23 protein-coding genes are annotated in these 25,124 nt (G+C 64.5%); 17 read left to right on the top strand and 6 right to left on the bottom strand.

Going from position 1 to position 25,124, the window contains the following annotated elements; all coding sequences use genetic code 11:
- Positions 1–185: 185 nt before the first annotated feature.
- Both XH87_RS30450 and XH87_RS30445 read right to left on the bottom strand, forming a co-directional pair.
- Positions 186–1,430, bottom strand: coding sequence for an ABC transporter substrate-binding protein (locus XH87_RS30450; RefSeq protein WP_035710815.1), 1,245 nt, complete (start codon positions 1,428–1,430; stop codon positions 186–188).
- Between the two features lie 89 nt (positions 1,431–1,519).
- The gene (locus XH87_RS30445) at positions 1,520–2,335 is read right to left on the bottom strand and encodes a putative hydro-lyase (RefSeq protein ID WP_271590076.1); all 816 of its coding nucleotides are present in this window, start codon (positions 2,333–2,335) and stop codon (positions 1,520–1,522) included.
- A 120-nt stretch (positions 2,336–2,455) separates the two neighbouring features.
- On the opposite strand from XH87_RS30445, the gene XH87_RS30440 reads away from it, so the two are divergent.
- The 4 genes from XH87_RS30440 (at position 2,456) to XH87_RS30425 (ending at position 6,758) form a co-directional block, all read left to right on the top strand.
- Positions 2,456–3,373, top strand: a complete 918-nt coding sequence (locus XH87_RS30440; protein ID WP_158668167.1) for a LysR family transcriptional regulator — start codon at positions 2,456–2,458, stop codon at positions 3,371–3,373.
- 125 nt (positions 3,374–3,498) lie between these two features.
- A complete protein-coding gene (locus XH87_RS30435) occupies positions 3,499–4,749 on the top strand; it encodes a Zn-dependent hydrolase (RefSeq protein ID WP_271590075.1) in 1,251 nt (416 codons plus the stop codon).
- Between the two features lie 12 nt (positions 4,750–4,761).
- Positions 4,762–5,673 (top strand): NAD(P)-dependent oxidoreductase, encoded by a 912-nt coding sequence (locus tag XH87_RS30430; RefSeq protein ID WP_271590074.1) that lies wholly within the window; start codon positions 4,762–4,764, stop codon positions 5,671–5,673.
- A gap of 11 nt (positions 5,674–5,684) precedes the next feature.
- Complete coding sequence (locus XH87_RS30425) at positions 5,685–6,758, top strand: malate/lactate/ureidoglycolate dehydrogenase (RefSeq protein ID WP_271590073.1); 1,074 nt, start codon at positions 5,685–5,687, stop codon at positions 6,756–6,758.
- A 183-nt stretch (positions 6,759–6,941) separates the two neighbouring features.
- On the opposite strand, the gene XH87_RS30420 is transcribed toward XH87_RS30425, so the two are convergent.
- Positions 6,942–8,015, bottom strand: coding sequence for a tartrate dehydrogenase (locus tag XH87_RS30420; RefSeq protein WP_035710801.1), 1,074 nt, complete (start codon positions 8,013–8,015; stop codon positions 6,942–6,944).
- Between the two features lie 154 nt (positions 8,016–8,169).
- Between XH87_RS30420 and XH87_RS30415 the strand changes: the two genes are divergently transcribed.
- Both XH87_RS30415 and XH87_RS30410 read left to right on the top strand, forming a co-directional pair.
- Positions 8,170–8,946: an SDR family oxidoreductase gene (locus XH87_RS30415; protein ID WP_271590072.1), complete on the top strand. Its 777-nt coding sequence runs from the start codon at positions 8,170–8,172 to the stop codon at positions 8,944–8,946.
- Positions 8,947–9,072: 126 nt separating this feature from the next.
- Positions 9,073–10,491, top strand: a complete 1,419-nt coding sequence (locus XH87_RS30410) for an amidase (protein ID WP_271590071.1) — start codon at positions 9,073–9,075, stop codon at positions 10,489–10,491.
- 149 nt (positions 10,492–10,640) lie between these two features.
- Here the strand turns inward: XH87_RS30410 and XH87_RS30405 are convergent, their stop codons facing one another.
- The gene (locus XH87_RS30405) at positions 10,641–11,744 is read right to left on the bottom strand and encodes an amino acid ABC transporter permease (protein ID WP_271590070.1); all 1,104 of its coding nucleotides are present in this window, start codon (positions 11,742–11,744) and stop codon (positions 10,641–10,643) included.
- A 2-nt stretch (positions 11,745–11,746) separates the two neighbouring features.
- Positions 11,747–12,934, bottom strand: coding sequence for an amino acid ABC transporter permease (locus XH87_RS30400; RefSeq protein ID WP_035710797.1), 1,188 nt, complete (start codon positions 12,932–12,934; stop codon positions 11,747–11,749).
- A gap of 87 nt (positions 12,935–13,021) precedes the next feature.
- Between XH87_RS30400 and XH87_RS30395 the strand changes: the two genes are divergently transcribed.
- The 4 genes from XH87_RS30395 (at position 13,022) to XH87_RS30380 (ending at position 17,029) form a co-directional block, all read left to right on the top strand.
- Complete coding sequence (locus tag XH87_RS30395) at positions 13,022–13,894, top strand: MurR/RpiR family transcriptional regulator (protein WP_271590069.1); 873 nt, start codon at positions 13,022–13,024, stop codon at positions 13,892–13,894.
- Positions 13,895–13,897: 3 nt separating this feature from the next.
- Positions 13,898–15,247 carry an aspartate aminotransferase family protein gene (locus XH87_RS30390; RefSeq protein WP_271590068.1) on the top strand — a complete coding sequence of 450 codons (1,350 nt, stop codon included), beginning with the start codon at positions 13,898–13,900 and terminating at the stop codon, positions 15,245–15,247.
- A gap of 12 nt (positions 15,248–15,259) precedes the next feature.
- Entirely contained in the window at positions 15,260–16,273 is a 1,014-nt protein-coding gene (locus XH87_RS30385; RefSeq protein WP_271590067.1) for an amino acid ABC transporter substrate-binding protein, read from the top strand.
- An 87-nt stretch (positions 16,274–16,360) separates the two neighbouring features.
- Complete coding sequence (locus XH87_RS30380) at positions 16,361–17,029, top strand: aspartate/glutamate racemase family protein (protein WP_271590066.1); 669 nt, start codon at positions 16,361–16,363, stop codon at positions 17,027–17,029.
- On the opposite strand, the gene XH87_RS30375 is transcribed toward XH87_RS30380, so the two are convergent.
- The gene (locus XH87_RS30375; protein ID WP_271590065.1) at positions 17,008–17,655 is read right to left on the bottom strand and encodes a TetR/AcrR family transcriptional regulator; all 648 of its coding nucleotides are present in this window, start codon (positions 17,653–17,655) and stop codon (positions 17,008–17,010) included. The genes XH87_RS30380 and XH87_RS30375 overlap by 22 nt on opposite strands.
- Positions 17,656–18,117: 462 nt before the next feature.
- On the opposite strand from XH87_RS30375, the gene XH87_RS30370 reads away from it, so the two are divergent.
- The 7 genes from XH87_RS30370 to XH87_RS30340 all read left to right on the top strand — a co-directional run bounded on the left by XH87_RS30370 (position 18,118) and on the right by XH87_RS30340 (position 25,101).
- Complete coding sequence (locus tag XH87_RS30370; RefSeq protein ID WP_157461049.1) at positions 18,118–18,279, top strand: hypothetical protein; 162 nt, start codon at positions 18,118–18,120, stop codon at positions 18,277–18,279.
- Between the two features lie 329 nt (positions 18,280–18,608).
- The gene (locus XH87_RS30365; RefSeq protein ID WP_271590064.1) at positions 18,609–19,811 is read left to right on the top strand and encodes a calcium-binding protein; all 1,203 of its coding nucleotides are present in this window, start codon (positions 18,609–18,611) and stop codon (positions 19,809–19,811) included.
- 255 nt (positions 19,812–20,066) lie between these two features.
- Complete coding sequence (locus XH87_RS30360) at positions 20,067–21,272, top strand: calcium-binding protein (RefSeq protein ID WP_271590063.1); 1,206 nt, start codon at positions 20,067–20,069, stop codon at positions 21,270–21,272.
- 324 nt (positions 21,273–21,596) lie between these two features.
- A complete protein-coding gene (locus XH87_RS30355) occupies positions 21,597–21,806 on the top strand; it encodes a ferredoxin (protein WP_271590062.1) in 210 nt (69 codons plus the stop codon).
- Positions 21,807–21,859: 53 nt separating this feature from the next.
- Positions 21,860–23,083: a cytochrome P450 gene (locus XH87_RS30350; protein ID WP_035710741.1), complete on the top strand. Its 1,224-nt coding sequence runs from the start codon at positions 21,860–21,862 to the stop codon at positions 23,081–23,083.
- 32 nt (positions 23,084–23,115) lie between these two features.
- Positions 23,116–24,438 carry an MFS transporter gene (locus tag XH87_RS30345; RefSeq protein WP_271590061.1) on the top strand — a complete coding sequence of 441 codons (1,323 nt, stop codon included), beginning with the start codon at positions 23,116–23,118 and terminating at the stop codon, positions 24,436–24,438.
- 3 nt (positions 24,439–24,441) lie between these two features.
- A complete protein-coding gene (locus tag XH87_RS30340) occupies positions 24,442–25,101 on the top strand; it encodes a sulfite oxidase-like oxidoreductase (RefSeq protein WP_271590060.1) in 660 nt (219 codons plus the stop codon).
- Positions 25,102–25,124: the final 23 nt, after the last annotated feature.

The raw sequence follows: 25,124 nt of genomic DNA, 5'->3' as shown, positions 1-25,124 counted from the left end.
CGCGAGACTCTGGATGATGGCTTGGGCTGTCAAAAGTCTGTCCCCCGAAATAGATCCTCATCCTGAGGAGCGCGCACAAGCGCGCGTCTCGAAGGATGGCCCAGCCCTCTTCCTTCGAGACGCGGGCTACGCCCGCTCCTCAGGATGAGGGCGGGAGCTACACCTGAGCTCCCGCTTTCCCAATCTTACTTCATCGGCCAGATCGCTTCGGCGATCGCGGCCTGCGGCGGGAAGATGGTGACGAACTTGCCGCCGACATATTGCAGCAGCACCGGATCGGCGTCGTTGTTCTGCCCCATCTCGTCGAACTTGACGCGCTTCCAGGGCATGATGGTCTGCTCGCCCGGAATGTCGGTTGCGGCCAGCGCGTCGCGGATCTTCTCGCCGTCGGTCGACTTGGCGCGGTTGATGGCGTCGGCGAGGATGATCAGGCCCATGAACTGACGCGAGGTGAGATCGTTGAAATCCTTGCCCGACTTCGCCTTGAACATGTCGTTGATCTTGCCGACCATCGGACGCTTCTGCGCGAGGTCGAGCGAAAACGTGCCGCGCGAGATCACGCCTTCGAGCTTGTCGCCGACGGCATCATAAAGCGCCTTCTCGGAGAAGCCGGCGTCCTGCGCCACGATCGCATTCGGCTTGTAGCCGAGCTCGGCCATGGTCTTGACCAGGAGGATGCCGTCGGTGGTGTAGCTCGAGGGCATCAGCACGTCGGCATTGGCGGTCTTGAGCTGCTGCACCTCGGCCGAGAGCGAGGGCGAGTTGGCGCGATACTTGATGTCGGTGACGATCTTGTAGCCGCGCTCGCCGGCGATCTTGGTCTGGGCATTGCCGGAGTCGGTGCCGAAGATGGTGTCCTCGTGGAACAGCGACAGCGTCTCGATCTTGGCGCCCTTCTTCTTCATGGCATCGAAGAAGTCGAACATCGCGGCCGAGTACATCTCGTCATGCGGCGCAGCGCGGAAGTAATATTTCAGGCCGCGGCGATGCAGGCTGGGCGAGGAATTGTCTGCGGAAACGAACGGGACCTGGTAGCGTTCGCAGATCTGGCTGACGGTGACCGCGACGGCGCTCTGATAGGTGCCGATGATGGCGCTGACCTTCTCCTGCGTGATCAGGCGCTCGGCCTCGGCGCGGCCCTTCTGGGGATCGGCCTGGTGGTCGGCGAACACGAGACGGATCTTCGCACCGCCGAGACCCGGCAGGCCCTCGCCTTTCGCCAGCGGCAGGTCGAAATCGGTGTTCTTGTTGATGACTTCGAGCGCAGTCTCATAGGCCTTCTGCGCGTCGACGCCCTGCTGCGCGCTGCCGCCGGAAAACGGATAGATCACGCCGATCACGACTTCCGAAGTCTGTGCACGCGCTGCCAGCGGCACGAGAGCGGCAGTGGCGGTGGCTCCCAACAACACGTCGCGGCGAGTGATCGTCATGGCAAAGTCCCCTGTTACTGAATTTCGACTGATCGAATGAAGCGATTGGTGGATGCGGTAAAGCCTGAAGAAGCAGCAGACGCTGCCTGCTAAATCACGGCCATGTTCCTGTTCTTCAGATCCGTCACCAGCATCAAGCCGGGCGAGTGCGTGATCGCGAACGGGAGTTTCGCCGCGTTGATCACCGATTGCGGAGTCACACCACAGGCCCAGAACACCGGAATCTCGTCATCGGCGACCGGAACGGGATCGCCGTAGTCGGGCTTGGCAATGTCCTTGATGCCGATCAGGTGCGGATGGCCGAGATGCACGGGCGCGCCGTGCACGGCGGGATAACGCGAGGTGATCTGCACCGCACGGATCGCATCGGCCGGCTTGAACGGGCGCATCGAGACCACCATGGGACCGGCAAACGGTCCGGCCTCGCCGCAGGCGATGTTGGTGCGGTACATCGGCACGCGCACATTGCGCTCGATGTGCCGGATCGGCATGCCCTCTTCGAGCAGGGCCTCCTCGAACGAGAAGGAGCAGCCAAGCACGAAGGTGACGAGATCGTCGCGCCAATACTTGGTCACGTCGGTCGGCTCCTCGACGACCTCGCCATCGCGCCAGACCCGGTAGCGCGGCACGTCGGTGCGGATGTCGAGATCGGCGCCGAGCGAAGGAATGAAAGGGCTGCCGACATCGGACATGCCGATGATCGGGCACGGCTTCGGATTGAGCTGGCAGAAGCGGTGAAAGGCGCCGGCATAGTCCGCCGGCAGGATCGCGAGATTGCCCTGAACGAACCCGGGAGCGACGCCGGCAGTGGAGGCGACCAATCCCTCGCGGTAGGCGAGCCGGGCCTTGCGGCTCGGGAGTGTGTCGGGCGTTTCAGTTTGCTGCGCTGCCACCAAAACAGTCATGCGATCGACCTGCCTATAAACTCGACAAAGACAAGCCAACACCAAGCGTGCTATAAAGTCTAATCGTCGTTTCTAATCAATCTCGATAAATCTCATTTATCGACGGGGACAATCCTTCCGATGCTGGACTTCAGGTCGATCGAGACGTTCCTCTGGGTTGTCAAGCTCGGCAGCTTCCGGGGCGCCGCACAACGGCTCAACACGACCCAGCCGGCGATCTCGCAGCGCATCGCCCAGCTCGAGCGCGAGATGGGCGTGAAGCTCCTCAACAGAGATCATCGCGTCGCCTCACCGACACCGAGCGGCCGGCAGATGATGGTTTATGCCGAGAAGCTGATCGGTCTGCGCGCCGCGATGATGGCGGAGATCGGCGACCGGACGGCGATGCGCGGTGTCATGCGCCTCGGTGTCGCCGAAACCATCGTCCACACTTGGCTGCCGCGGCTCGTGAAGAGCGTGAACCAGGTCTATCCGAACCTGTCGCTGGAGATCGAGGTCGACATCACGCCGAACCTCACCGCGCGCCTGCTCGCGCAGGAGATCGAGCTCGCTTTCGTCGTCGGACCCTTGTCCGCCTCCGGCGTGCACAACCGCGTGCTCGCCGATTATCCGATCGGCTTTCTCGCAAGCCCTTCGCTGGGGCTCGGCAAGGGCCCGGTGACCCCGGCAGAGCTGGCGCGGTTTCCGATCATCACCTTCCCGCGCAAGACCAAGCCTTACGAGGTCGTCCGCGAGGTGTTCGACCGGCCGGAGCTGCCGCCGATCCGGCTGCATGCCTCCGCCTCACTGGCGACGGTCATCCACATGGCGGTCGAGGGGCTCGGTATCGCCGTGATCCCCGACGCCATCGTCGAGAACGAGCTCGGCGACGGACGGCTGCAGCTGCTCGACACCGACCTCGCGATCGCCCCGCTGACCTTCACCGCGAGCTGGCTCGCCTCGCCCGACGTCGTCGCCGTGGAGCGCGTCGCCGAACTGGCACGGCAGATTGCGCAGAGCAGCCTCGCGGTTGACGCGCCCGCGCCGGCGCGTCATTGAAAAAGGCGCCGGACAACCTTCAACGTCATTCCGGGGCGATGCGACAGCATCGAACCCGGAATCTCGAGATTCCGGGTTCGGCTCTTCGAGCCGCCCCGGAATGACAGCCAAAAATGGACTGACGCATGAGCCGAGCCGCCACGAACCTGCAGATCGATTCCGCCCGCCTCTGGGGCTCCATCCATGAGACCGCGCAGTTTGGCGCGACGGCCAAGGGCGGCGTGCGCCGGCTGACGCTCAGCAGCGAAGACAAGCAGGTTCGCGACTGGTTCCGCCAAGCCTGCGCGGATGCCGGCCTCGAACTCCACGTCGACGCGCTCGGCTCGATGTTCGGCCTGCGCAGGGGCCGCGACATGTCGAAGCCGCCCGTCGGCATCGGCTCGCATCTCGACACCCAGCCGACCGGCGGCAAGTATGACGGCATCCTGGGCACGCTCGGTGCGCTGGAAGTCATCCGCACGCTGAACGACGCCGGCATCGAGACCGAGGCGCCGATCTGCGTCGTCAACTGGACCAACGAGGAAGGCTCGCGCTTCGCACCTGCAATGATGGCTTCCGCCGCCTATGTCGGCGACTTCACCACCGACGACATCCTGTCGCGCAAGGATATTGAGGGCACGACCGTCGGCCAGGCGCTCGACAGCATCGGCTATCGCGGCGACAAGCCGGTCGGCTTCCAGAAGCTCGGCTGCTTCGTCGAGCTGCATATCGAACAGGGCCCGATCCTGGAGGCCGAGGGCAAGACGATCGGCGTGGTCGATTCCGGCCAGGGCGTGCTCTGGTATGACGGCAAGATTTCCGGCTTCGAGAGCCATGCGGGTTCGACCCCGATGCCGCTGCGGCGCGACGCGCTGGCGACACTGTCGGAGATCGTGCTGGCGATGGAAGCGATTGCGAGGAAGCACGGACCGAACGCGGTCGGCACCATCGGCGAGGCCGTGATCGCAAACCCCTCGCGCAACGTCATTCCCGGGGAGATCGCCTTCACCATGGACTGCCGCAGCGCCGATAACGCGATCATGGATGCGCTCGACCGCGACCTGCGCGCCGCGATCGCAGAGATCGCCGCGCGCCGCAAGGTCGAGGTCAAGATCGATCTGGTCTGGCGCAAGCCGCCGACGCATTTCGATCCGAAGCTGATCGCGGCGGTCGAGAACGCGGCGAAGACGCTCGGTTATTCCTCTCGCCGCATCACGTCCGGCGCCGGCCACGACGCCTGCAACCTCAACACCGTCATGCCGGCGGCGATGGTGTTCGTGCCCTGCAAGGACGGCATCAGCCACAACGAGCTGGAGGATGCCACGCAGCCCGACTGCGCCGCGGGCACCAACGTTCTCATGCATACCGTGCTGGCGATCGCCGGCGTCGCGTCCTGACCGGAGAGAGACATGCGCGGAGTTTTCGTCGACGCCAATGAAGCCCTCGCCGGGATCATGGAGCGGCTAACGAGGCCCGGTGATCCCGAGGTTCGGATCCACAGGGATCCCGACATCAAGCCCGAACAATATCCGGAAGTGCTCGATGGCGCCGAGATCGCGATCGTCGATCATACAGCGCTGCCGACCGAGGTCGCGAAGAAGTGCACCGGCCTGAAGCACGTCGTGTTCCTCGGCACCGGCGCGCGCAGCTACATGAATCCGGAAGAGCTCGCCGAGCTCGGCATCTCCGTGCATCTGATCAAGGGCTATGGCGACACGGCCGTGGCGGAATCCGCAATCGCGCTGATGTGGGCCTCGGCCCGCGTCATAGCGATGATGGACCGCGAGATGCGGGCCGGCAACTGGCTGCGCGAGGACGGCATGCAGCTCACCGGCAAGACCCTCGGGCTGATCGGCTTCGGCGGCATCGCCGCGGAAGTTGCGCGCATTGCGTCCGGCAGCGGCATGAAGGTGATCGCCTGGAACCGCTCGCCGAAGAGCTATCCCGGCGTCGAGTTCACCGATCTCGATACGGTGCTGGCCAAGAGCGACGTCGTATCGCTGCATCTGCTGCTCAACGACGAAACCCGCGGCATGATCACGCGCGAGAAGATCCTCGCGATGAAGCGCGGCATCATCCTCATCAACACTGCGCGCGCCGCTGTCATCGACGAAGCCGCCATGATCGACGCGCTGAAGTCCGGCCATATCCGCCATGCGGGCCTCGATGTCTTCAACATCGAACCGCTGCCCGGCGATCACCCACTGACGAAACTGCCGAACGTGACGCTGTCGGCGCATTCGGCCTTCCGCACACCGGAAGCGAGCGAGAACCTGATTGAGGCAGCCTGGGTCCACTGCCGCCGCATCGTGAAGGGATAAGAGCAACAACAATGGCCGACTATCGCACCATCAAGGCAGAGCCGCTCACCAAAGCCATCCACGCCATCGTCAAGGCCGGAGGCTCCTCGGACCGCGAGGCCGAGCTCGTGTCCACCAATCTCGTCGAGGCCAATCTGAAGGGACATGACTCTCACGGAGTCGGCATGATCCCGCGCTATGTCCAGAGCGTCACCAACGGCGGCCTCGCCGTGAACGCGCACGTCAAGATCGTGCTCGACACCGGTCCGCTTCTGACCCTGGACGGCCTCACCGGCTATGGCCAGGTGATCGGCCATGAAGCGATGGAGTTGGCGGCCGAGCGCGCCAAGCGCAACGGCGTGTGTCTCGTCGGCCTCTCCAACTCGCACCACATCGGCCGCATCGGCCACTGGGCCGAGCAGTGCATCGACCACGGGCTGGTCTCGATTCACTTCGTCAACGTGATCTCGCGCCCGATCGTGGCGCCCTGGGGCGGCAGCGATGCGCGCCACGGCACCAACCCGTTCTGCGTCGGCATTCCTCGCAGGGGCAAGGACCCCATCGTGCTCGACTTCGCCACCAGCAGGATCGCGCAGGGCAAAACCCGCGTTGCCCACAACAAAGGCGTCGAGCTCGAGCCCGGCACCATCATCGACAATGAAGGCAAGCCCACGGTCAATCCGCGCTACACCGTGATCCCGCCGTACGGCGCCATCCTGCCGTTCGGAGAGCACAAGGGTTCGGGGCTCGCGCTCGTGTGCGAAATTCTCGGCGGCGCACTCTCCGGCGGACAGGTGGTCAAGGGCCCGTCCGACGGCAAGCACAACGTCCTCAACGGCATGCTCTCGATCGTCATCGACCCGGGCAAGCTCGGCACCGGCGAAAACCTCGCGCGCGAAGTCGAGAGCTTCGTCGCCTGGCACACCGGCTCACCGCCCGCCCCCGGCGTCGACAAGGTCAAGATCGCCGGCGAGCCCGAGCGCGAGACCAAGAAGAAGCGGCTTGCCGAAGGCATTCCTGTCGATCCGACCACCTGGCAGGAGATTCTCGAGGCCGGGAAGAAGTTCGGGCTGGATCAGGCAGCGGTCGAGAAGATCATCGGCTGAACCGGAACGAAGTCGTCACAGCGATGTCGTCCCGGACAAGCGAAGCGCAGATCCGGGATCCATAGCCACAGGATATGGTTTGGCGAAGATTCGCGGTTGTCAGTTCGTGCGACAACCACGCCCAGGGGTAATGGGTCCCGGCTTTCGCCGGGACGACACTGGAGTTGCTTGCGCGAACTCGCCTTAGTCCACCATGTCCGCGACCGCCTTGCCGCAGGCCGTGGTATCGGCATTGCCGCCGAGGTCCTTGGTGCGCAGCGTGCGTTCGGCCAGCGTGCGCTCAATCGCATCGACGATCGATTGTCCTGCTTCCTTCTCGCCCAGGTGCTCGAGCATCATGGCGCCCGACCAGATCATGCCGATCGGGTTGGCGATGCCTTGCCCCGCGATATCAGGCGCCGAGCCGTGCACCGGCTCGAACACCGAGGGGAAATCGCCCTCGGGGTTGATGTTGCCTGATGGTGCGATGCCGATCGTGCCGGTGCAGGCCGGGCCGAGATCGGAAAGAATGTCGCCGAACAGATTGGAGCCGACCACGACATCGAACCAGTCCGGGTGCAGTACGAAGTTCGCCGTCAGAATGTCGATGTGGTACTTGTCCCACTTCACGCCCGGGAATTTCCTGGCCATGGCCTCCACGCGCTCGTCCCAATAGGGCATGGTGATGGAGATGCCGTTGGACTTGGTCGCCGAGGTCAGATGCTTCTTCGGCCGCGACTGCGCGAGCTCGAAGGCGAATTTCAGGATGCGATCGACGCCGGTGCGGGTCATCACCGTCTGCTGGGTCACGAACTCGCGGTCGGTATCGGGGAACATGCGGCCGCCGACGGAGGAATATTCACCTTCGGTGTTTTCGCGCACCACCCAGAAATCGATGTCGCCGGGCTTGCGGCCCGCCAGCGGCGACGGCACGCCGGGCATCAGCCGCACCGGGCGAAGGTTCACGTACTGATCGAACTCGCGGCGGAATTTGATCAGCGAGCCCCACAGCGAGACGTGATCCGGGATCTTGGCCGGCCAGCCGACCGCGCCGAAATAGATCGCGTCGTGCTGGCCGATCTTCTCCTTCCAGTCATCAGGCATCATCTGGCCGTGCTTCTCGTAATAGTCCCAGGACGAGAAGTCGAAATGGTCGAATTGAACGGAAACGCCATGCTTCTTCGCCGCCGCCTCCAGAACGCGCAGGCCCTCCGGCATGACTTCCTTGCCGATGCCGTCGCCGGGAATGACCGCGATCCGGTATTGTTTCTTGCTCATCGAGAACGTCCTTGGTTGGTCCGGCAGCCGCCGCATATTGATCGCACTGCAATGGACCAAAGTCGCGGGCGGCGCAACGCTGCACTGCAATGTTGACCGTGGCGCGGCCGAGCGCCTACTGATCTGATCCTGTTCCTTTCCTGCGAGTATCCCCATGGATCTGCATCTGCGCGGCAAGCGCGTCCTGATCACCGGCGCGTCCAAGGGCATCGGCGCAGCCGCCGCCGAGGCGTTTGCCGAGGAAGGCGCGCATCTCCTGCTCGCCGCCCGCAGTGGCGAGGCGCTGAAGGTGCTGGCCGAACGCCTGCGCTCCGCACACCAGATCGACGCCGCGACGAGCATCGTCGATCTGCGCAAGGAAGAGGACGTGGCACGACTGGCGAAAGAAGCCGCCGACATCGACATCCTCGTCAACAATGCCGGCGATATCCCCGGCGGCTCGATCGACAAGATCGACGAACCGGCCTGGCGCCACGCCTGGGAACTGAAAGTGTTCGGCTACATCAACCTGACGCGGCATATCTATGCGCAGATGAAGGAACGCGGCGGCGGCGTCATTATCAACGACATCGGCGCGGCCGGCGAAAAGTTCGACGCCAACTACATCTGCGGCAGCGCCGGCAACGCTGCGCTGATGGCCTTCACCCGCGCGCTCGGCGGCAAGAGCCTCGCCGACAACATCCGCGTGGTCGGCATCAATCCCGGGCCCGTCGGCACCGACCGCCACGTCACGCTGCTGAAGACACGGGCGAAGCATCAGTTCGGCGACGAGAGCCGCTACAGGGAATTCCAGAAGAGCCTGCCGCTCGGCCGCCCCGCGCATGCGCGCGAGATCGGCGACCTCATGGCGTTCCTGGCGTCGGACCGCGCTGGCTACACGTCGGGCGTGATCTACACGGTGGACGGCGGCATCAGCGCGGGGTGGGGTTAATTGCCCGGAGATCTTCTAGGCACCGTCGTTCCGGGGCGATGCGAAGCATCGAACCCGGAGCCTCGAGATTCCGGGTTCGCCCTTCGGGCGCCCCGGAATGACAATCAAGAGGTAGGAGTAAGATAATTGTCTCAAGATATGATCCGCGAAACCGCATGCGCGATCGTCGACAAGCTGCGGTCCGGCGACGTGTCGCCGCTCGAGCTGCTGGATGTGCTGGAGAAGCGCATCAAGCAGGTCGACGGCAAGGTCAACGCGCTGCCGATACTGTGCTTCGATCGCGCGAGGACCAACGCGAAAGCACTGATGCAGAAGCCGGCCGGCGCGCGCGGGCTGCTTGCGGGCCTGCCGGTGCCGATCAAGGACCTGACCGACGTCGCGGGCGTGTTGAACACGCAGGGCTCGCCGATCTTCAAGGACAACATCCCCGCGAAGTCCGACCTCATGGTCGAGAACCTCGAGGCCAACGGCGCGGTGGTCTACGCCAAATCCAACACGCCGGAATTCGGCGCCGGCGCCAACACCTTCAACGAGGTGTTTGGCGCGACGCTCAATCCCTGGGATACGACGAAATCGGCAGCGGGGTCCTCCGGCGGCGCGGCCGTGGCGCTCGCGACCGGCATGGCCTGGCTGGCGCAGGGCTCCGACATGGGCGGATCCTTGCGCAATCCGGCGGCTTTCTGCGGCGTCGTCGGCATGCGGCCGAGCATCGGCCGTGTCGCACACACCCCCAAATCCGGTATCGATCGCAATCTCGGCGTGGTCGGCCCGATGGCGCGCAACGTCGAGGATCTTGCGCTGCTGCTGGATGCCATGAGCGGCGACTATGCAGACGATCCGCTGTCGCTGCCGGCGCCGATGACCTCGTTCTTGTCGGCGGCCCAGGCGGGCAAGAAACCGAAGCGTATCGCCTACTCGCCCGATCTCGGCATCACCCCGGTCGATGCCGAGGTGAAGGCGATCACGCGCAAGGCCGCGGAGCGCTTCGCGGAAGCCGGCGCGATCGTCGAGGAGGCGCATCCGGACTGGCGCGAGGCGCATGAATGCTTCCACGTGCTGCGCGCGTTCGATTTCGCGATCACCAAGGCCAACCTGCTGCGCACCAAGCGCGACCTGCTCAAGCCCGAGGTGATCTGGAACATCGAGGAAGGCCTCAAGCTCACGGTCGATCAGCTCGCGCGCGCCGAGGCGCAGCGCGTCGGCATGACCGCCCGCGCGGTCGAGTTCTTCAAGACCTACGATCTGTTGCTGACACCGACCACGATCGTGCCGCCCTTCCCGATCGAACACCGCTACGTCGCCGAATGCGACGGCAAGAGGTTCGAGAACTACGTCGAGTGGCTCGGCATCGTCTACGCCATCACGCTCGCCTGCTGCCCGTCACTGTCGCTGCCGTGCGGGTTCACGACATCGGGCCTGCCGGTCGGCGTGCAGGTCGTCGGCGCCCCGCGCGCGGACGCGCAGGTGATCGCCGGCGCCAAGGTGCTGGAGGATGTTCTCGGCCTGCGCGGGCAGACGCCGATTGATCCGAAGGTGAAGAAGTAGCCTCCCGTGCCCCGGACGCGGCGCAGCGCCTCTTAGGCGGTGCGCTGCAGAGCCGGGGCCCATGTCACCATAACCGCCTCTGCATCTCCTGGGTCCCGGCTCTGCGGCGCAGCGCTGACGCGCTGCACCTTGTCCGGGACACGAGACTCTCACCTTCTCGTAGCCTCGAGGCTGCGGCTGTAGCGCGACATCGCGAAGCAGAAGGCAAAATATATCGCAGCGACGAAGATATAGACCTCGACCGAGAACTGTTGCCAGGCAGGATCAATGATCGCGGTCTTCGCCGTGGTGAGCAGGTCGAAGATGCCGATGATCAGAACGAGGCTGGTGTCCTTGAAGAAAGCGATGAAGGTGTTGACCAGCGGCGGGATGACGTGGCGGATCGCCTGCGGCAGGACGATGAGCCGGTGCTTGCGCCAGTACGACAGCCCGAGCGCGTCGGCCGCCTCATATTGCCCCCTGGGCACGGCCTGAAGACCGCCGCGGATGACTTCGGCGAGATAGGCACCCGCGAACAGGATGATCGCGATCTGCGCGCGCAGCAGCTTGTCGATGTTGAATCCAGCGGGCATGAACAGCGGAAACATCACGCTCGCCATGAACAATAGGCTCACCAGCGGCACGCCGCGGATCAGCTCGACATAGAACACGCACAGCGAGCGGATCGCCGGCAGCTTCGATCTCCGGCCGAGGGCGACGAGGATGCCGAGCGGAAAGCCGAAGGCGAGACCGAACGTCGCCAGGATCAGCGTCACCGGCAAACCACCCCAGCGGTCCTGCGAGACGAAGGAGAGTCCGAACACGCCGCCCCACATCAGCACGCTGATCAGCGCCAGCGCGCCGATCCAGAGATAGGCCAGCTCGCGTCGCCAGAGCACGCGGCGGGTCGAGAGGTAGTACAGCGCGATGAACAAGACCACCGCCAGCGCCGGTCGCCACTGCTCATCGAACGGATAAGTGCCGAACAGGATGAAGCGGTATTTTTCGGGAATGATCGCCCAGCAGGCGCCGACGCCACGCATCGCGCGGCAGGCAGCGGAATCGTTCGCTGGCGCGAACCAGACCGCGTTGGCGATGCCCCATTGCACGAAGCTGACCGCGGCCTTTCCGAGCATTGCCAGAAGCACGACCGTGAGGATGCCGTTTGGCATCGAGGAGAACAGATTCGTGCGCAGCCAGCGCAGCACCGGATTTCCCAGCTGCGGCCGGCGGGCGGCGCGCGGTGCATCGGGGATGTCGGTGATCGCGGTCATGGTCAGCGCTCCACCAGCGCGATGCGCGCGTTGTACCAGTTCATGAAGAAGCTGATGGAAAGGCTGATGGTCAGGAACACCGCCATGATCAGCGCGATCGCCTCGATCGCCTGCCCGGTCTGGTTCAGCGTGGTATTGGCGATCGAGACCACGTCCTGATAGCCGATCGCGACGGCGAGCGAGGAATTCTTGGTCAGGTTGAGATACTGGCTCGTCATCGGCGGCACGATGACGCGCAGCGCCTGTGGCAGGATGATCTGCCGCAGCACGAAGCTGCGACGCAGGCCAAGCGCGCTGGCGGCGTCCCATTGCCCGCGCGGCACCGACTGGATGCCGCTGCGCACGATCTCGGCGATGAAGGCCGATGTGTAGGTCACGAGCGCGATCAGCAGCGCGAAATATTCCGGCGCGAGCGTCAGCCCGCCGACGAAATTGAAGCCGCGCAGCTGCGGCCACTCGATCGTCCAGGATACGCCGAGCACCAGCGACACGGCGACCGGCAGCGCGACGATGAGACCGAGCGCAAACGGCCAGGCCGGCCGCGGCTTGCCGTCGCGCATCTGCCGTGCAATCAGCCGCCGCCGAATGACATGGAAGACGACCAGACCCAGTACCGCGGCGCCAAGCACCCAGAGCTGCGGAGCTCCGAACGGGATCGCCGGCAGGATCAGGCCGCGATTGGAGAGGAACACACCCTCGACCGGCCGCCACGCGGCGCGCGCCGCCGGCAAGGCCTGCATCAGCACGTACCAGAACAGCAGCTGGAGCAGCAGAGGGATGTCCCGCAGCGTTTCGACATAGACCGCCGCGAGCCGCGACAGCAGCCAGTTGGCCGACAGCCGCGAGATGCCGATCAATGTACCCAAGATGGTCGCGAGCACGATGCCGATGACGGCGACGCGCAGGGTGTTGGCGATGCCGACGACGAAGGCCCAGAGATAGCTATCCCTCGGATTGTAGGCGAGCAGGCTGTCGGCGATCGGCATGCCGGCCTCACGGCCGAGAAAGGCGAACCCCGTGGTGATGCGGCGGGCCGACAGGTTGGTGACGGTGTTGGACCAGAGGAAGACGACAACGCCGACCGCGATCCCGACTACCAGAACCTGCCAGAACAAGCCCTGCAACTCGCGACGTCCCCATGCGCCGAAGAAGCGGCGGCGCGGCGGCGGTCTTGGCGTGTCTGACGTCACAGCACAAAAATCCTTCTCGAAGCAAACGATTTCCGGCGGCGCACGTCAAATGTTGCACCAATCCATAATTCATGCAACAAATGTTTCATGGCCGAGCCCGCGAAATCCTCGCCCTTGAGCGAACTGCGCATTGCATTGCCTTCGCTGCCGATGCGGCTGCAGGAGGTCGGGCGCTTCGTCGCCGCCAATGACTACGACGCCACCACCCGTTCGATGCGCGATCTCGCGGCGGAGGCCGGCGCCGATCCTGCCGCGTTCACGCGGCTGGCCAAGGCGATCGGCTATTCGGGCTGGGAGGAATTGCGAGCGGCGCTGACCGAGGCCCGCCGGCCGTCGCAGACCGCGCCCTTCTCCGGCCGCACCAAAGGCCGGCGCCATGGCCCGAACGCCGATGTCGCGCTCGTCACTGACAAGCTCGAGGCCGAGGCAGCCGGCCTTCCGCGGATCACGGCCCAGCCGATCGCGGATGCGGCTCGCGCGCTGCACGATGCCAGGCGGATCTGGATCGCCGGCTATCGAAGCTGCCGCAGCGTCGCGGAATTGCTGAATTACGAGTTGCGCCTGTTCCGGCCCGAACAGGTGCAGCTCGTCGGCACGTCCGGGCCCGACGACCTCGACCTCGGTGCATTCCGGCCGGGCGAGGCCATCATCGTCATCGGCTTCCTGCCTTATACGCATGCCAGCGTCCGCGTCGCGCAGGCCGCCCATCGCGCCGGGGCGACGCTGATCGCGATCGCCGATAGCGTCGCGGCACCGATGGCCGAGGGCGCCGACCACGTGCTGCTGTTCGAGGCCGCCTCCTCTCCCGGCTTCTTTCCGAGCCTCACCGGGGCGATCGCGATCGCACAATCGCTCGCGGCGGTCACGTTCTCGCTCGGCGGTGTCGCCGCAAAGAAACGTCTGCAGAATACCGAGGCGCGGCTTGCAGCGGTCTCCACCTACGTCTCGGAGAAAGGTTGATCCATGAGCCGTCGCACCAGCCGCGTGCTGCATCGTTCGCTGCGCGAAACGCCGCCCAAGGCGATCGGCGGCGAAGGCGTCTATCTGTTCGCCGAAGATGGCCGGCGGATCATCGATGCCTCCGGCGGCGCGGCGGTCTCCTGCCTCGGCCACCAGCACCCGCGCGTGATCGCGGCGATCGCAAGGCAGGCCTCCACACTTGCCTATGCGCATACTGCTTTCTTCACCTCCGAGCCCGCAGAAGCGCTTGCCGAGACGCTGGTCGGACACGAGCCCGGTGGTCTCGCCTACGCCTATTTCGTCAGCGGCGGGTCTGAGGCGATCGAAGCCAGCATCAAGCTCGCGCGGCAATATTTCATCGAGCGCGGCGAGCCGCAGCGGCAGCATTTCATCGCGCGGCGGCAGAGCTATCACGGCAACACGCTCGGCGCGCTCGCTGCCGGCGGCAATGCCTGGCGGCGTGCGCCCTATGCGCCGCTGCTTTCCACGGCGTTCAGCCACGTCACGCCAGCCTTCGCCTATCACGAGAAGCGCGAGGGCGAGTCGGATGCGCAGTTCGTCGCGCGCCTCGCCGCCGAGCTCGAAGCCGAGTTCCGGCGGCTTGGCCCTGACACCGTCGCGGCGTTCCTCGCCGAGCCTGTCGTCGGCGCTACGGCTGGCGCCGTGACCGCACCCGAGGGCTACTTCAAGGCCATGCGCGAGATCTGCGACCGGCACGGTGCGCTGCTCATTCTCGACGAGGTCATGTGCGGCATGGGCCGCACCGGCACGATGCATGCATGGGAGCAGGAGGGCGTCGCGCCTGACATCCAGGCGATCGCGAAGGGGCTCGGCGGCGGCTACCAGCCGATTGGTGCGATGCTCGCAGGCGGCAGGATCATCGACACCATCCGCTCGGGCTCGGGCGCTTTCCAGCACGGCCACACCTATCTCGCACATCCCCTCGCCTGCGCGGCCGCGCTCGCGGTGCAGGACGTGATCCGGGAAGACGGCCTGCTGAATCAAGTCAGGGAGCGCGGCAAGCAGCTCGAGCAACGTCTGACCGAGCGCTTCGGCAATCATCGCCATGTTGGCGATATCAGGGGCCGCGGCCTGTTCTGGGCGATCGAGCTCGTCGCCGACCGAGCGACGCGTGCCTCGTTCGATCCTGCACTCAAGCTGCACCAGAAGATCAAGGCCGAGGCCTTTGCGAACGGGCTCGGTTGCTATCCGGGTGGCGGCACCATCGACGGGGTTCGCGGCGACCACGTGCTGCTGGCGCCGCCTTACATCACCTCGGCTAGCGAGATCGACCTGATCGTCGACAGGCTCGGCACGGCCGTCGACAACGTATTGCGTAGTGTCAATCACTGAGGGGAGAGTCACATGATGAGGAAAGTGGTTATCGCGGCGGGCGTGCTCGCGGCATCGACCGTCGTCGCGTCGGCGGCAACGCTCGATACGGTGAAGAGCCGTGGCACGCTGGTGTGCGGCGTCAGCGCAGGCTTTGCCGGCTTCTCGGCGCCTGACTCGCAAGGCAATTACAAAGGTCTCGACGTCGACTATTGCCGTGCGCTCGCTGCCGGCGTGCTCGGCGACCCCAACAAGGTGCGCTACGTCTCGCTGACGGCGCAGAACCGCTTCACTGCGCTGCAGTCGGGCGAGATCGACGTGCTCTACCGCAACTCGACGCAAACGTACCTGCGCGGCGTCACACTGGGCCTGCGGCAGGGTCCGATCAACTTCTACGACGGCCAGGGCTTCGTCGTGAAGAAGGACCTCGGTGTCAAGGAGCTCAAGGACCTCAAGGGCGCCACCGTCTGCGTGGCTCAAGGCACCACGCATGAGGTGACGCTCGGCGATTACGGCCGCGCCAACGGCATCGATTGGAAGCCGCTGGTGTTCGACCGCGTCGACACCATGTACCAGACCTTCTTCGGCGGCCGCTGCGACGCCATGACCCAGGACGCCTCAGCACTCGCCGGCGCGGTGACGACCGCGGCGCCGAACGCCGCCGACTACGTGGTGCTGCCGCAGACGATCAGCAAGGAGCCGCTCGGGCCCTTCACCCGCAATGGCGACGAGGTCTGGAGCGACATCATCACCTGGCTGCACTATGGCCTGATCGAGGCCGAGGAGCTCGGCGTGACGCAGGCCAATGTCGAGGAGATGACGAAGTCGCAGACGCCCGCGATCCAGCGCCTGCTGGGTGCCTCCGGCGATCTCGGCTCGCGGCTCGGGCTCGACAACAAATGGCTGGTGAGCGCGATCAAGGCCGCCGGCAATTACGGCGAGATCTACGAGCGCAATGTCGGCAAGGCGAGCCCGCTCAAGCTCGATCGCGGCCTCAACGGCCTCTGGAGCAAGGGCGGCTTGATGTACGCGCTGCCCTTCAAGTAAGACGCATCTGGTGTCCCGGGCGCGCCGCAGCGCAATCCTGCGCATTGCGCTGCGTCCGGGGCACGAGATCTGCCAGGTTCACGCCCAATGACGAAGCCCGCTCGCATCACCCTCATCCACGCCCTCAAGCATTCCATCGCGCCGATCGAGGCGGCATTCGCGAAGGCTTGGCCCGAGGCCCGGCTGATGAACCTGCTCGACGACAGCCTGTCGGCAGACCTGGCGCGCGACGGCGCGCTCACCGATGCCATGACCGAGCGCTTCCTCGCGCTGGGCGATTACGCAGCGGCGACGGGAGCGGATGCAATCCTGTTCACTTGTTCGGCCTTCGGCCCCTGCATCGAGGCGGTCGCGCGCGCACATGCGCCGATGCCGGTGCTGAAGCCGAACGAGGCCATGATCGAGAGGGCGGTGACCATGGGGCAGCGCATCGGCCTGCTCTCGACCTTTCCGCCGACGCTGGCGTCGATGCCGCCCGAGTTTCCGGCCTCGGTCCGGGTCGTGCCGAAACTCGCCGAGGGCGCGCTGGCCGCGCTCGATCGCGGCGACCGCGCCGCACATGACCGGATGATCGTCGAAGCGTCGAAGGACCTGCGCGATTGCGACGTCATTGCGCTCGCGCAGTTCAGCATCGCCGCGACTGCGCCGCTGGTTGCAGAAGCCACCGGCCGTCCCGTCGTGACGACGCCGGACAGCGCTGTCGACAAGCTGATGCGGCTGCTGAAGGCGAAGGCTCAAGCGCCGGCCCTTTTCTGACGCCGCGCATCCTTGATCGCAACCGCGAGCGCAGCCTTCGTCTCGTTGACGAAATCCTCGACCAGTTCCTCGCGCGTGGCGTGCGCCGCCTCACCGGTGAACAGGCCCTGCTCGGCCAGCATCACGACGCCGTGCAGCGCCGCCCAGATCTTGAGCGCCTGCCGTTCGCGCAAATAGCCGACAGCGGGCGCTTCCAAAGCCTCGATCACGAGCGCAAAGGTCTCCCGCGTCGCCTCGTGCAGCTCGCTGCCCTTGGCCGCGCAGGACACCGTGCGCGAAGCGAACATCAGGCGATAGATGCCGTTGCGCCGCAGGCCGAAATCGAGCGTGGCCTGCGCCAGTCGCGAGAGTTTCGACTGCTTCGAAGGCTTTGCCATCGCCTCGCGCAGAAGCGCCGAGAGTTGCCGGAATGCCTCCGCCGTGACTGCCGCGAGCAGCGCCTCGCGGTCGGCAAAATGCCGGTATGGCGCCGGCTGCGAGACGCCGAGTTGCTTGGCAAGCGCCTTGATGCTGACCGCCTCGGCGCCGCCCTGCTCCGCCTCGTGTAGCGCGGCCTTGATCAATGCACCACGGAGATCGCCGTGGTGGTAGGTCTTTTCGGGCTTGCGGGCCGGTGGTGAACGCATGTTGAAGCGAAGCCTATATGGAACGTCCGACAGTTGTCGAGAACCCGATGCGGGAACAAACGGGCACTTGCCTCCCCTGTCAAATCCAGCTTGCGAAAATTGCCGGCCATCGGCTGCAAAACCAATGAGCGCGTCTTTGCGTATGTCGCACCAGGAACAGGTTCGGAGATTCCGGACCTCATCAAATCGGGGCGGGCTCCGCGCGCCCGGATAAGCTCCGATCCGGCGGCGATGCTTCGAGCCGACCATAGCGCCGTGCTTCCGCCATGCCCCGAACGCAGCGCTCTTCGATATCGAGCAGCCGGGCTTCGTCGGGCCGCCGTGCGGGTTCAACAGATTTGAATTGCATTGCTGCTATCAAGCTTAACCTCGACTTAAAGAGTCACTCCAATTGCGTCGGTGTGCATAAAGCAGGATCATTCCGTACGACTTGCACGACGCCGTCCGGAAGAGGAGCTTGCCATGACACTGCAGGATGCTTTGGCGGTCTACCTGTATGTTTGGATGAGGGACAAATCTCTCGACGATGGCCACGAGCGGGCGGTCGACGCCGCGGTGAGAATCATCGAACAGGAGGCGCGGAAGGCACTGGCAGCGTACGCACGAAGCCACAAGAAGCCATAGCGCCCCGCGTGTGATCACGCGTCCCGCGATGCCGTTCGCGCAGGACCGCATTGGACCAGAGCGTCAATCGTTCAAAGCCCAATGGTGGAACATCGACGATGGGCGCGCGGCGCGGCGAAACGGCAACTGTGGGAAACGTGCCGCAGGTCGTCGCAGCGTATCCGTCCCGACGATATGGTGCATCGTATCCAACTCTCTCCCGAATTCCTGCAAATCTCTGCCATCTACCAAAGGTAGACTCTCCCGTTGAAGCGTGGTCAACAACGCGTCTTGCAAGAAAATTCTGCAGGCGTCAGGCCCGCTTCCGACAATGAAATGGGAGTTACGCGATGCAGCATCTACCGAACGATACCTTCGACGTCACCCTCGACCAGTTTGGTCAAATCGCGACCGTGGAGGGAGACCCCGGCTTCCCCGCGGCCAAGGACGTCTGGGGCGGTAACGACACCGTGACGGCCACAGTCACCGAGCTCAATACGAGACTCACGATCTTCGGCGACGACCACACGGTGCTGCTTGGTCATTCGCAAGGTGGAAACGACACGCTCATCGCCGATGTCGGCGGCGGCTGGAACGCCGCCCTCGTGGTCGGCGACACCCAATCGATGATCGACGACGCCAAGGGCGGCAATGACACCATCGTCGCCGATGCCTATGGCACGGTCTACACGACCGTCTCGGCCTTCGGCGATGTCGTGGGCGACATGTCGGGCAATGCGCAGGGCGGCCATGACGACATCACCGGCTCCATCGCGTGGCGCGGCGGCGCCAACCTGTTCGCCGGCGATGCCGGCGGTTCCATGATGGACACCTCGCGCGGCGGCAACGACACACTCGATGTCAGCGTGCTCACGTCGGACGGCGGGGCGACGGTCAGCGGCGACGCGATCGGTTCCCTGAGGGGTCTTGCGCACGGCGGCAACGACAATTTGACCTTGACCTTGAACGGCGACAGCGCCATCTCGGGCGGAACCCTCGCGGGGGATTCGTCGACATCGCTGATGGATCTCACCCAGGGCGGCGACGATGTGCTCACCGCCAGGCTCGACGGCCAAGGCACGGATGCCGTTCCGCAGATGTACGGCGATGCGCCGACCATGACGGGCCATTCGCATGGCGGCAACGATATCCTCAACGGCAGCGCGGGCCGGGATTTCATGTATGGCGATGCGGCGACCTATGAGCCCGCATCGCCCGGCTCGATCACCGGCGGCGTCGATACGCTGAACGGAGGAGCCGGCGACGACCAGATGTGGGGCGGGGGAAACAGCGACTTCTTCGTCTTCAACACCGGTTCCGGCAATGACACGATCAACGACTTCGATCAGGGTAACAAAGCCATCGGCAGCACCGCGGCAGAACATGATTTGATCGACGTGCAGGGCTACGGCTTCGCAGACTGGACGGCATTGTCGAAACTGATCAGCGACAACACCGCCGGCGATGCCGTGGTCCATCTCTCCGCCAACGATTCGATCACGCTGGACGGGATTCACGCGGCGAACCTGCATCCGACCGACTTCATCATCTGAGGAAATTGAATCAAAGGCGGCGATGTCGCCCTGTGGCACATGGGGCGACATCGGATTGCAACAGCACGAAGACGAGTTCCCGTCGCGGGCGTTGCCAATCTTCACCGCAATCAAACTCTCTCCCGAATTCCTGCAAATCTCCGCCATCTACCAAAGGTAGACTGCTCCCGGTGAAGCGTGGTCAACAACGCGTCTTGCAAAGAAAAGTCCGCAGGCGTCAGGCCCCGCTTCCGACAATGAAATGGGAGTTACGCCATGCAGCATCTGCCGAACGACACCATCGACGTCCTGCTCGACCAGTTTGGTCAAATCGAAACCATCTATGGGGATCCGACCTTCCCGACCACCGCGGACGCATGGGGCGGCAACGACACCGTGACGGTGTCCGTCCCCCAGCCCGAAGCAGAAGTCACGATCTTCGGCGACGACAACACGACGCTGCATGGTCAGTCTCACGGCGGCAACGACACCCTGATCGTCAATTTGAACTTCGGCTGGAACGCCTTCCTCGTGGTCGGCGATACCCAGGCGATGACCGACGACGCCAAGGGCGGCAACGATACGCTCAATGTCCAGGCCAGCGGGCTGTACACCGACGTTCATGTTTTCGGCGATGTGGTCGGCGACATGTCGGGCAATTCGCACGGCGGCAGTGACACCATCACGGGCTCGGTCGGCTGGCGAAGCTACGACCATGTGTACGCCGGCGATGCCGGCGGTTCCATGAGCGGCACGGCGCAGGGCGGCAATGACACGCTCGACATCGACGTGGACACCCTGCAGGGCTTTGCAACAGCCAGTGGCGATGCCATCGGCTCCATCGGCGGCGATGCGCATGGCGGCAACGACAACATCACCTTCACCTTCGGCACTGAAGTCGTCATGACCGGCGGATTCGGCTACGGAGATTCGGTGACCTCGCTGACCGACAATGCCCAAGGGGGAGATGACATTCTCACACTCGCGTTCGATGGCATCGACACCGTCCAGTTTTCGCACCCGGAGCTCTTCGGCGATGCGAGGACCATGTCCGGCAATGCCCGAGGGGGTAACGATATTCTCACCGGTGGGGGAACCAACGATCACCTCTATGGAGATGCCGCGAACTACGCCCCCGCAACGCCTGGCTCGATCGCCGGCGGCAGGGACGTGCTCAATGGCGGCGGCGGCGATGACCAGCTCGCGGGCGGGGGGAACAGCGATATCTTCGTCTTCAACACCGGCTCCGGCAATGACCTCATCACCGACTTCGATCAGGGTAACAAGGCGCTCGGCAGCACCGTGACGGAGCACGATCTGATCAATGTGCACGACTACGGATTTGCGGACTGGACAGCGCTGTCGAGCCTCATCAGCGACAATGCCGCCGGCGACGCCGTGATTCAACTGTCGGCGAGCGACTCCATCACGCTCGACGGCGTCCACGCGGCGAGCCTGTACCCGACCGACTTCCTCATCTGAGCGAGTTGCTCCGGGAGCAACGGTCTCGCCCCGCCTGCAACGGGGCGAGACGCGGGTTATACCTTCCCCGCCCGGCAGATCCCCTTCAGCACGCCACTCGTACGCTGACAACAGCTGCGGGCCGCTCATTGTTCAGCTTCGCGTGCGTGCGGCCAGTACGGCCTGGAAACTCCGGTTTCGCAGCAATCGCTGGACTGTCCACCATAAGTTTGCGCTTGACAGGGAAAGCCCGTCGCGAATGTAATAGGATATAACTTAAATAGAACTCAATGAGGAACCGCGCCGCCCTACGGGCCCTGCGCGCACACGACCAAGGAAGCTGCAATGGCAGAACGACTGAAGGTTCACGTCGATCCCGACAAATGCCAGGGCCATGCCCGCTGCAAGGCACTCGCGCCGGAGCTGTTCGAGCTCGACGAATACGGCAATGCGCACCAGGTCGGCGACGGCACCGTCCCACCGGGGCTCGAGGACAAGGCCTGGCTTGCGAAATCCAACTGCCCGGAAATCGCGATCGATGTGATCGAGGAGTAGCGCGGCCGCGCCCCGCGTGCTTTCAGCGAACACGAGCCAAGGAATTCCCTGCCATGTCCGACGTCAACCAGCCCGCCGCCCATCCGCCCGTGACCGACTGGGTCCATGACTTCGACCACACCGATCCGCAATGGACCGAGGACCCCTTCCCGATCTGGGACGAACTGCGCGCCGCGAGTCCCGTGGTGCACACGGAACGCTTCCTCGGCTGCTACCTGCCGACGACCTATGAAGCCGTGCGCGAGATTGCCAACGACACCGAGCACTTCTCTTCGCGCCGCATCATCGTCCGTGACGTACGGCCGGAAATCACCAGCAGGAACGCGGCCCCGCCGATCACGTCCGATCCGCCCGAGCACAAGCCGGCCAAGCAATTGCTGCTGCCGCCCTTCACGCCGGACGCGATGAAGAAGCTCGAGCCGCGGGTCCGCGCCATCTGCAACGAGCTGATCGACGACTTCATCGCCGAGCAGAGGGTGGACGCTGCGGCGCGCTACACCAAGCACATTCCGGTGCGGGCGATCGCGCACATGCTCGGCATTCCCGAGAGCGACAGCGACCTTTTCATCAACTGGATTCACATGATCCTCGAGCTCGGCATCAGGGACGAGAGCAAGCTGCTCCAGGCCGTGCAGGAGATGACGGCCTATTTCGGCGGTCACATCGAGGCGCGCAAGAACAAGCCCACCGACGACCTGATTTCCTACCTGATGAACGCGAGGGACAAGAACGGTAATCCGCTCGAGGACACCCATGTGCTGGGCTCGCTGCGCCTGCTGTTGATCGCCGGCATCGACACCACCTGGAGCGCGATCGGCTCCTCGCTCTGGCATCTCGCGAAGACGCCCGCCGACCGCGAGCGGCTGATCGCCGAGCCAGAGCTGATCCCGACCGCGGTGGAGGAGCTGCTGCGCGCCTATTCGCCGGTGACGATGGCGCGCGAAGTGGTCAAGGAGACCACGGTTTCCGGCTGTCCGGTCAAGCCGGGCAACATGGTGCTGCTGTCGTTCCCGGCAGCCAACCGCGACCCCAAGATGTTTCCGGATGCTGACAAAGTCGTGATCGACCGCCGCGAGAATCGTCACGCCGCCTTCGGCCTCGGCATCCACCGTTGCGTCGGTTCCAACCTTGCGCGCATGGAAATGCAGGTTGCGCTGGAGGAATGGTTGAAGCGGATTCCCGACTTCAGCCTCGATCCGGCAGGCACGGTGACCTGGTCGCAGGGAACGGTGAGAGGCCCCCGCCAGTTGCCATTTCTGCTCGGAAAGGCGATGTAGGCCTCTCCAGCAGAGGTACGAAGAGGCCGGACGTGACAGTGCAAGCAACCGACCCGGCCTCTGAGCATTTTGACGTCGCCGACGCCGAGCGGCGGATCAAGGCGATCTTCATCGGCTCCATCGGCAATCTCGTCGAATGGTACGATTTCTACGCCTATACGGCGTTTGCGCTCTACTTCGCGCCGGCGTTCTTCCCCGGTAACGACCCCGTCGTGCAACAACTGAACGCCGCCGTGGTGTTCGCGGCGACCTTCCTGATGCGCCCCCTCGGCGGCTGGTTCTTCGGCTATCTCGCCGACCATTTCGGCCGCCGCATCTCGCTGACCCTGTCCGTCGTCTTCATGTGCTTCGGCTCGCTGATCGTCGCGCTGACGCCGACCCATGCCACGATCGGCTTCGCCGCGCCGGTGATCCTGGCGCTCGCCCGCGTCATCGAGGGCCTGAGCCTCGGCGGCGAATATGGTGCCAGCGCCACCTATCTCAGCGAGGTCGCCGATCCCAGGCATCGCGGCTTCTATTCCAGCTTCCAGTACGTGACGCTGATCGGCGGCCAGCTCACCGCGATCATCGTGCTGCTGCTCCTGCAAAGGGTCTTCCTCACACCGGAGGAGCTGAAAGCCTGGGGCTGGCGCATCCCCTTCGCGATCGGCGCAGCGCTGGCGATCTTTGCCGCGGTGATGCGGCGCGGCCTGCACGAGACCGAGGCGTTCGAGGAGGCCAAGAAGGTGGTGAAGCCGACCGGCTCGATCACCAACTTGCTGCGCTATCCGCGCGAGCTGCTGCTGGTGGTCGGCCTCACTGCCGGCGGCACCGCGGCGTTCTACACCTTCACCACCTACATGCAGACCTTCGTCAGGCTCTCGGTCGGCCTGACCGAGGACCAGACCACGTTCGTGATCTTCGGCACGCTGATCTTCGCGACCATCCTCCAGCCGATCTACGGCGCGATCTCCGACAAGATCGGACGCAAGCCGCTGCTGATCTTCTTCGGTGTCGCCGGCACGCTCGCGACCGTGCCGCTGTTGATGATGCTGAAGGAGACCAAGTCGCCCTTCGTCGCGTTCATCCTGATCTGCGCTGCCTGGCTGTTCGTCGCCGGCTACACTTCCATCAACGCGGTGGTCAAGGCCGAGCTGTTCCCGACCAACGTGCGCGCGCTCGGTGTCGGCCTGCCCTATGCGATCACGGTTTCGATCTTCGGCGGCACGGCACCTGCGGTCGCGCTCTACTTCAAGAGCATCGGGCACGAAGACTGGTTCTATTTCTATCTCAGCGGCATCATCTGCCTGTCGCTGATCATCTATTCCACCATGCGCGACACCAAGCACGCCTCCGCAATGCATCGCCACGAGTAGGCCATGACCGACGAGACGCCATCCGACAGCAAGCTGACGCGCACCAAGGAAAAGTGGGCGCGCGAGGGCCGCTTTCTCACAGGGAAAATCACGCGGCCGGCGGATCAAAGGCTTCCGCCCGGCCAGCACCTCACCCAGGACTGGCCGGTGCTCGATCTCGGCGTCGTGCCGCCGATCTCGCGCGAGCGCTGGCGGCTCGACGTCTATGGCGCGGTCGAAACTCCCGTGTTCTGGACCTTCGACGAGTTGATCGCACAGAAGCAGGCGCGGTTCACCTCCGACATCCACTGCGTGACGACCTGGTCGCGCTACGACAATGAGTGGGATGGGCTCGCCACGCGCGAGCTGCTCGCAACCTGCCGACCGCGCGAGGATGCACGCTTCGTCGTGCTGCACTCCTACGACGGCTACACCACCAACCTGGCGCTGGATGACTTCGCCGCCGAAGACGCTCTGCTCGCCCATAGCTGGTCGGGACAGCCGCTGTCGGAGGAGCATGGCGGCCCGGTGCGGCTGGTCGTGCCGCATCTGTATTTCTGGAAGAGCGCCAAATGGCTCCAGGCCATCGAATTCGTGACCGACGACGCACCCGGCTTCTGGGAAGTCCGCGGCTATCATAATCGCGGTGATCCCTGGGCCGAGCAGCGCTATTCGGGCGACTAGATTCAGACAAGGACGGGAGGACC

Origin of the sequence: Bradyrhizobium sp. CCBAU 53415 (assembly GCF_028128735.1) — a bacterium.
Lineage (GTDB): Bacteria > Pseudomonadota > Alphaproteobacteria > Rhizobiales > Xanthobacteraceae > Bradyrhizobium.
This window is presented reverse-complemented; position numbering and strand designations above follow the sequence as displayed.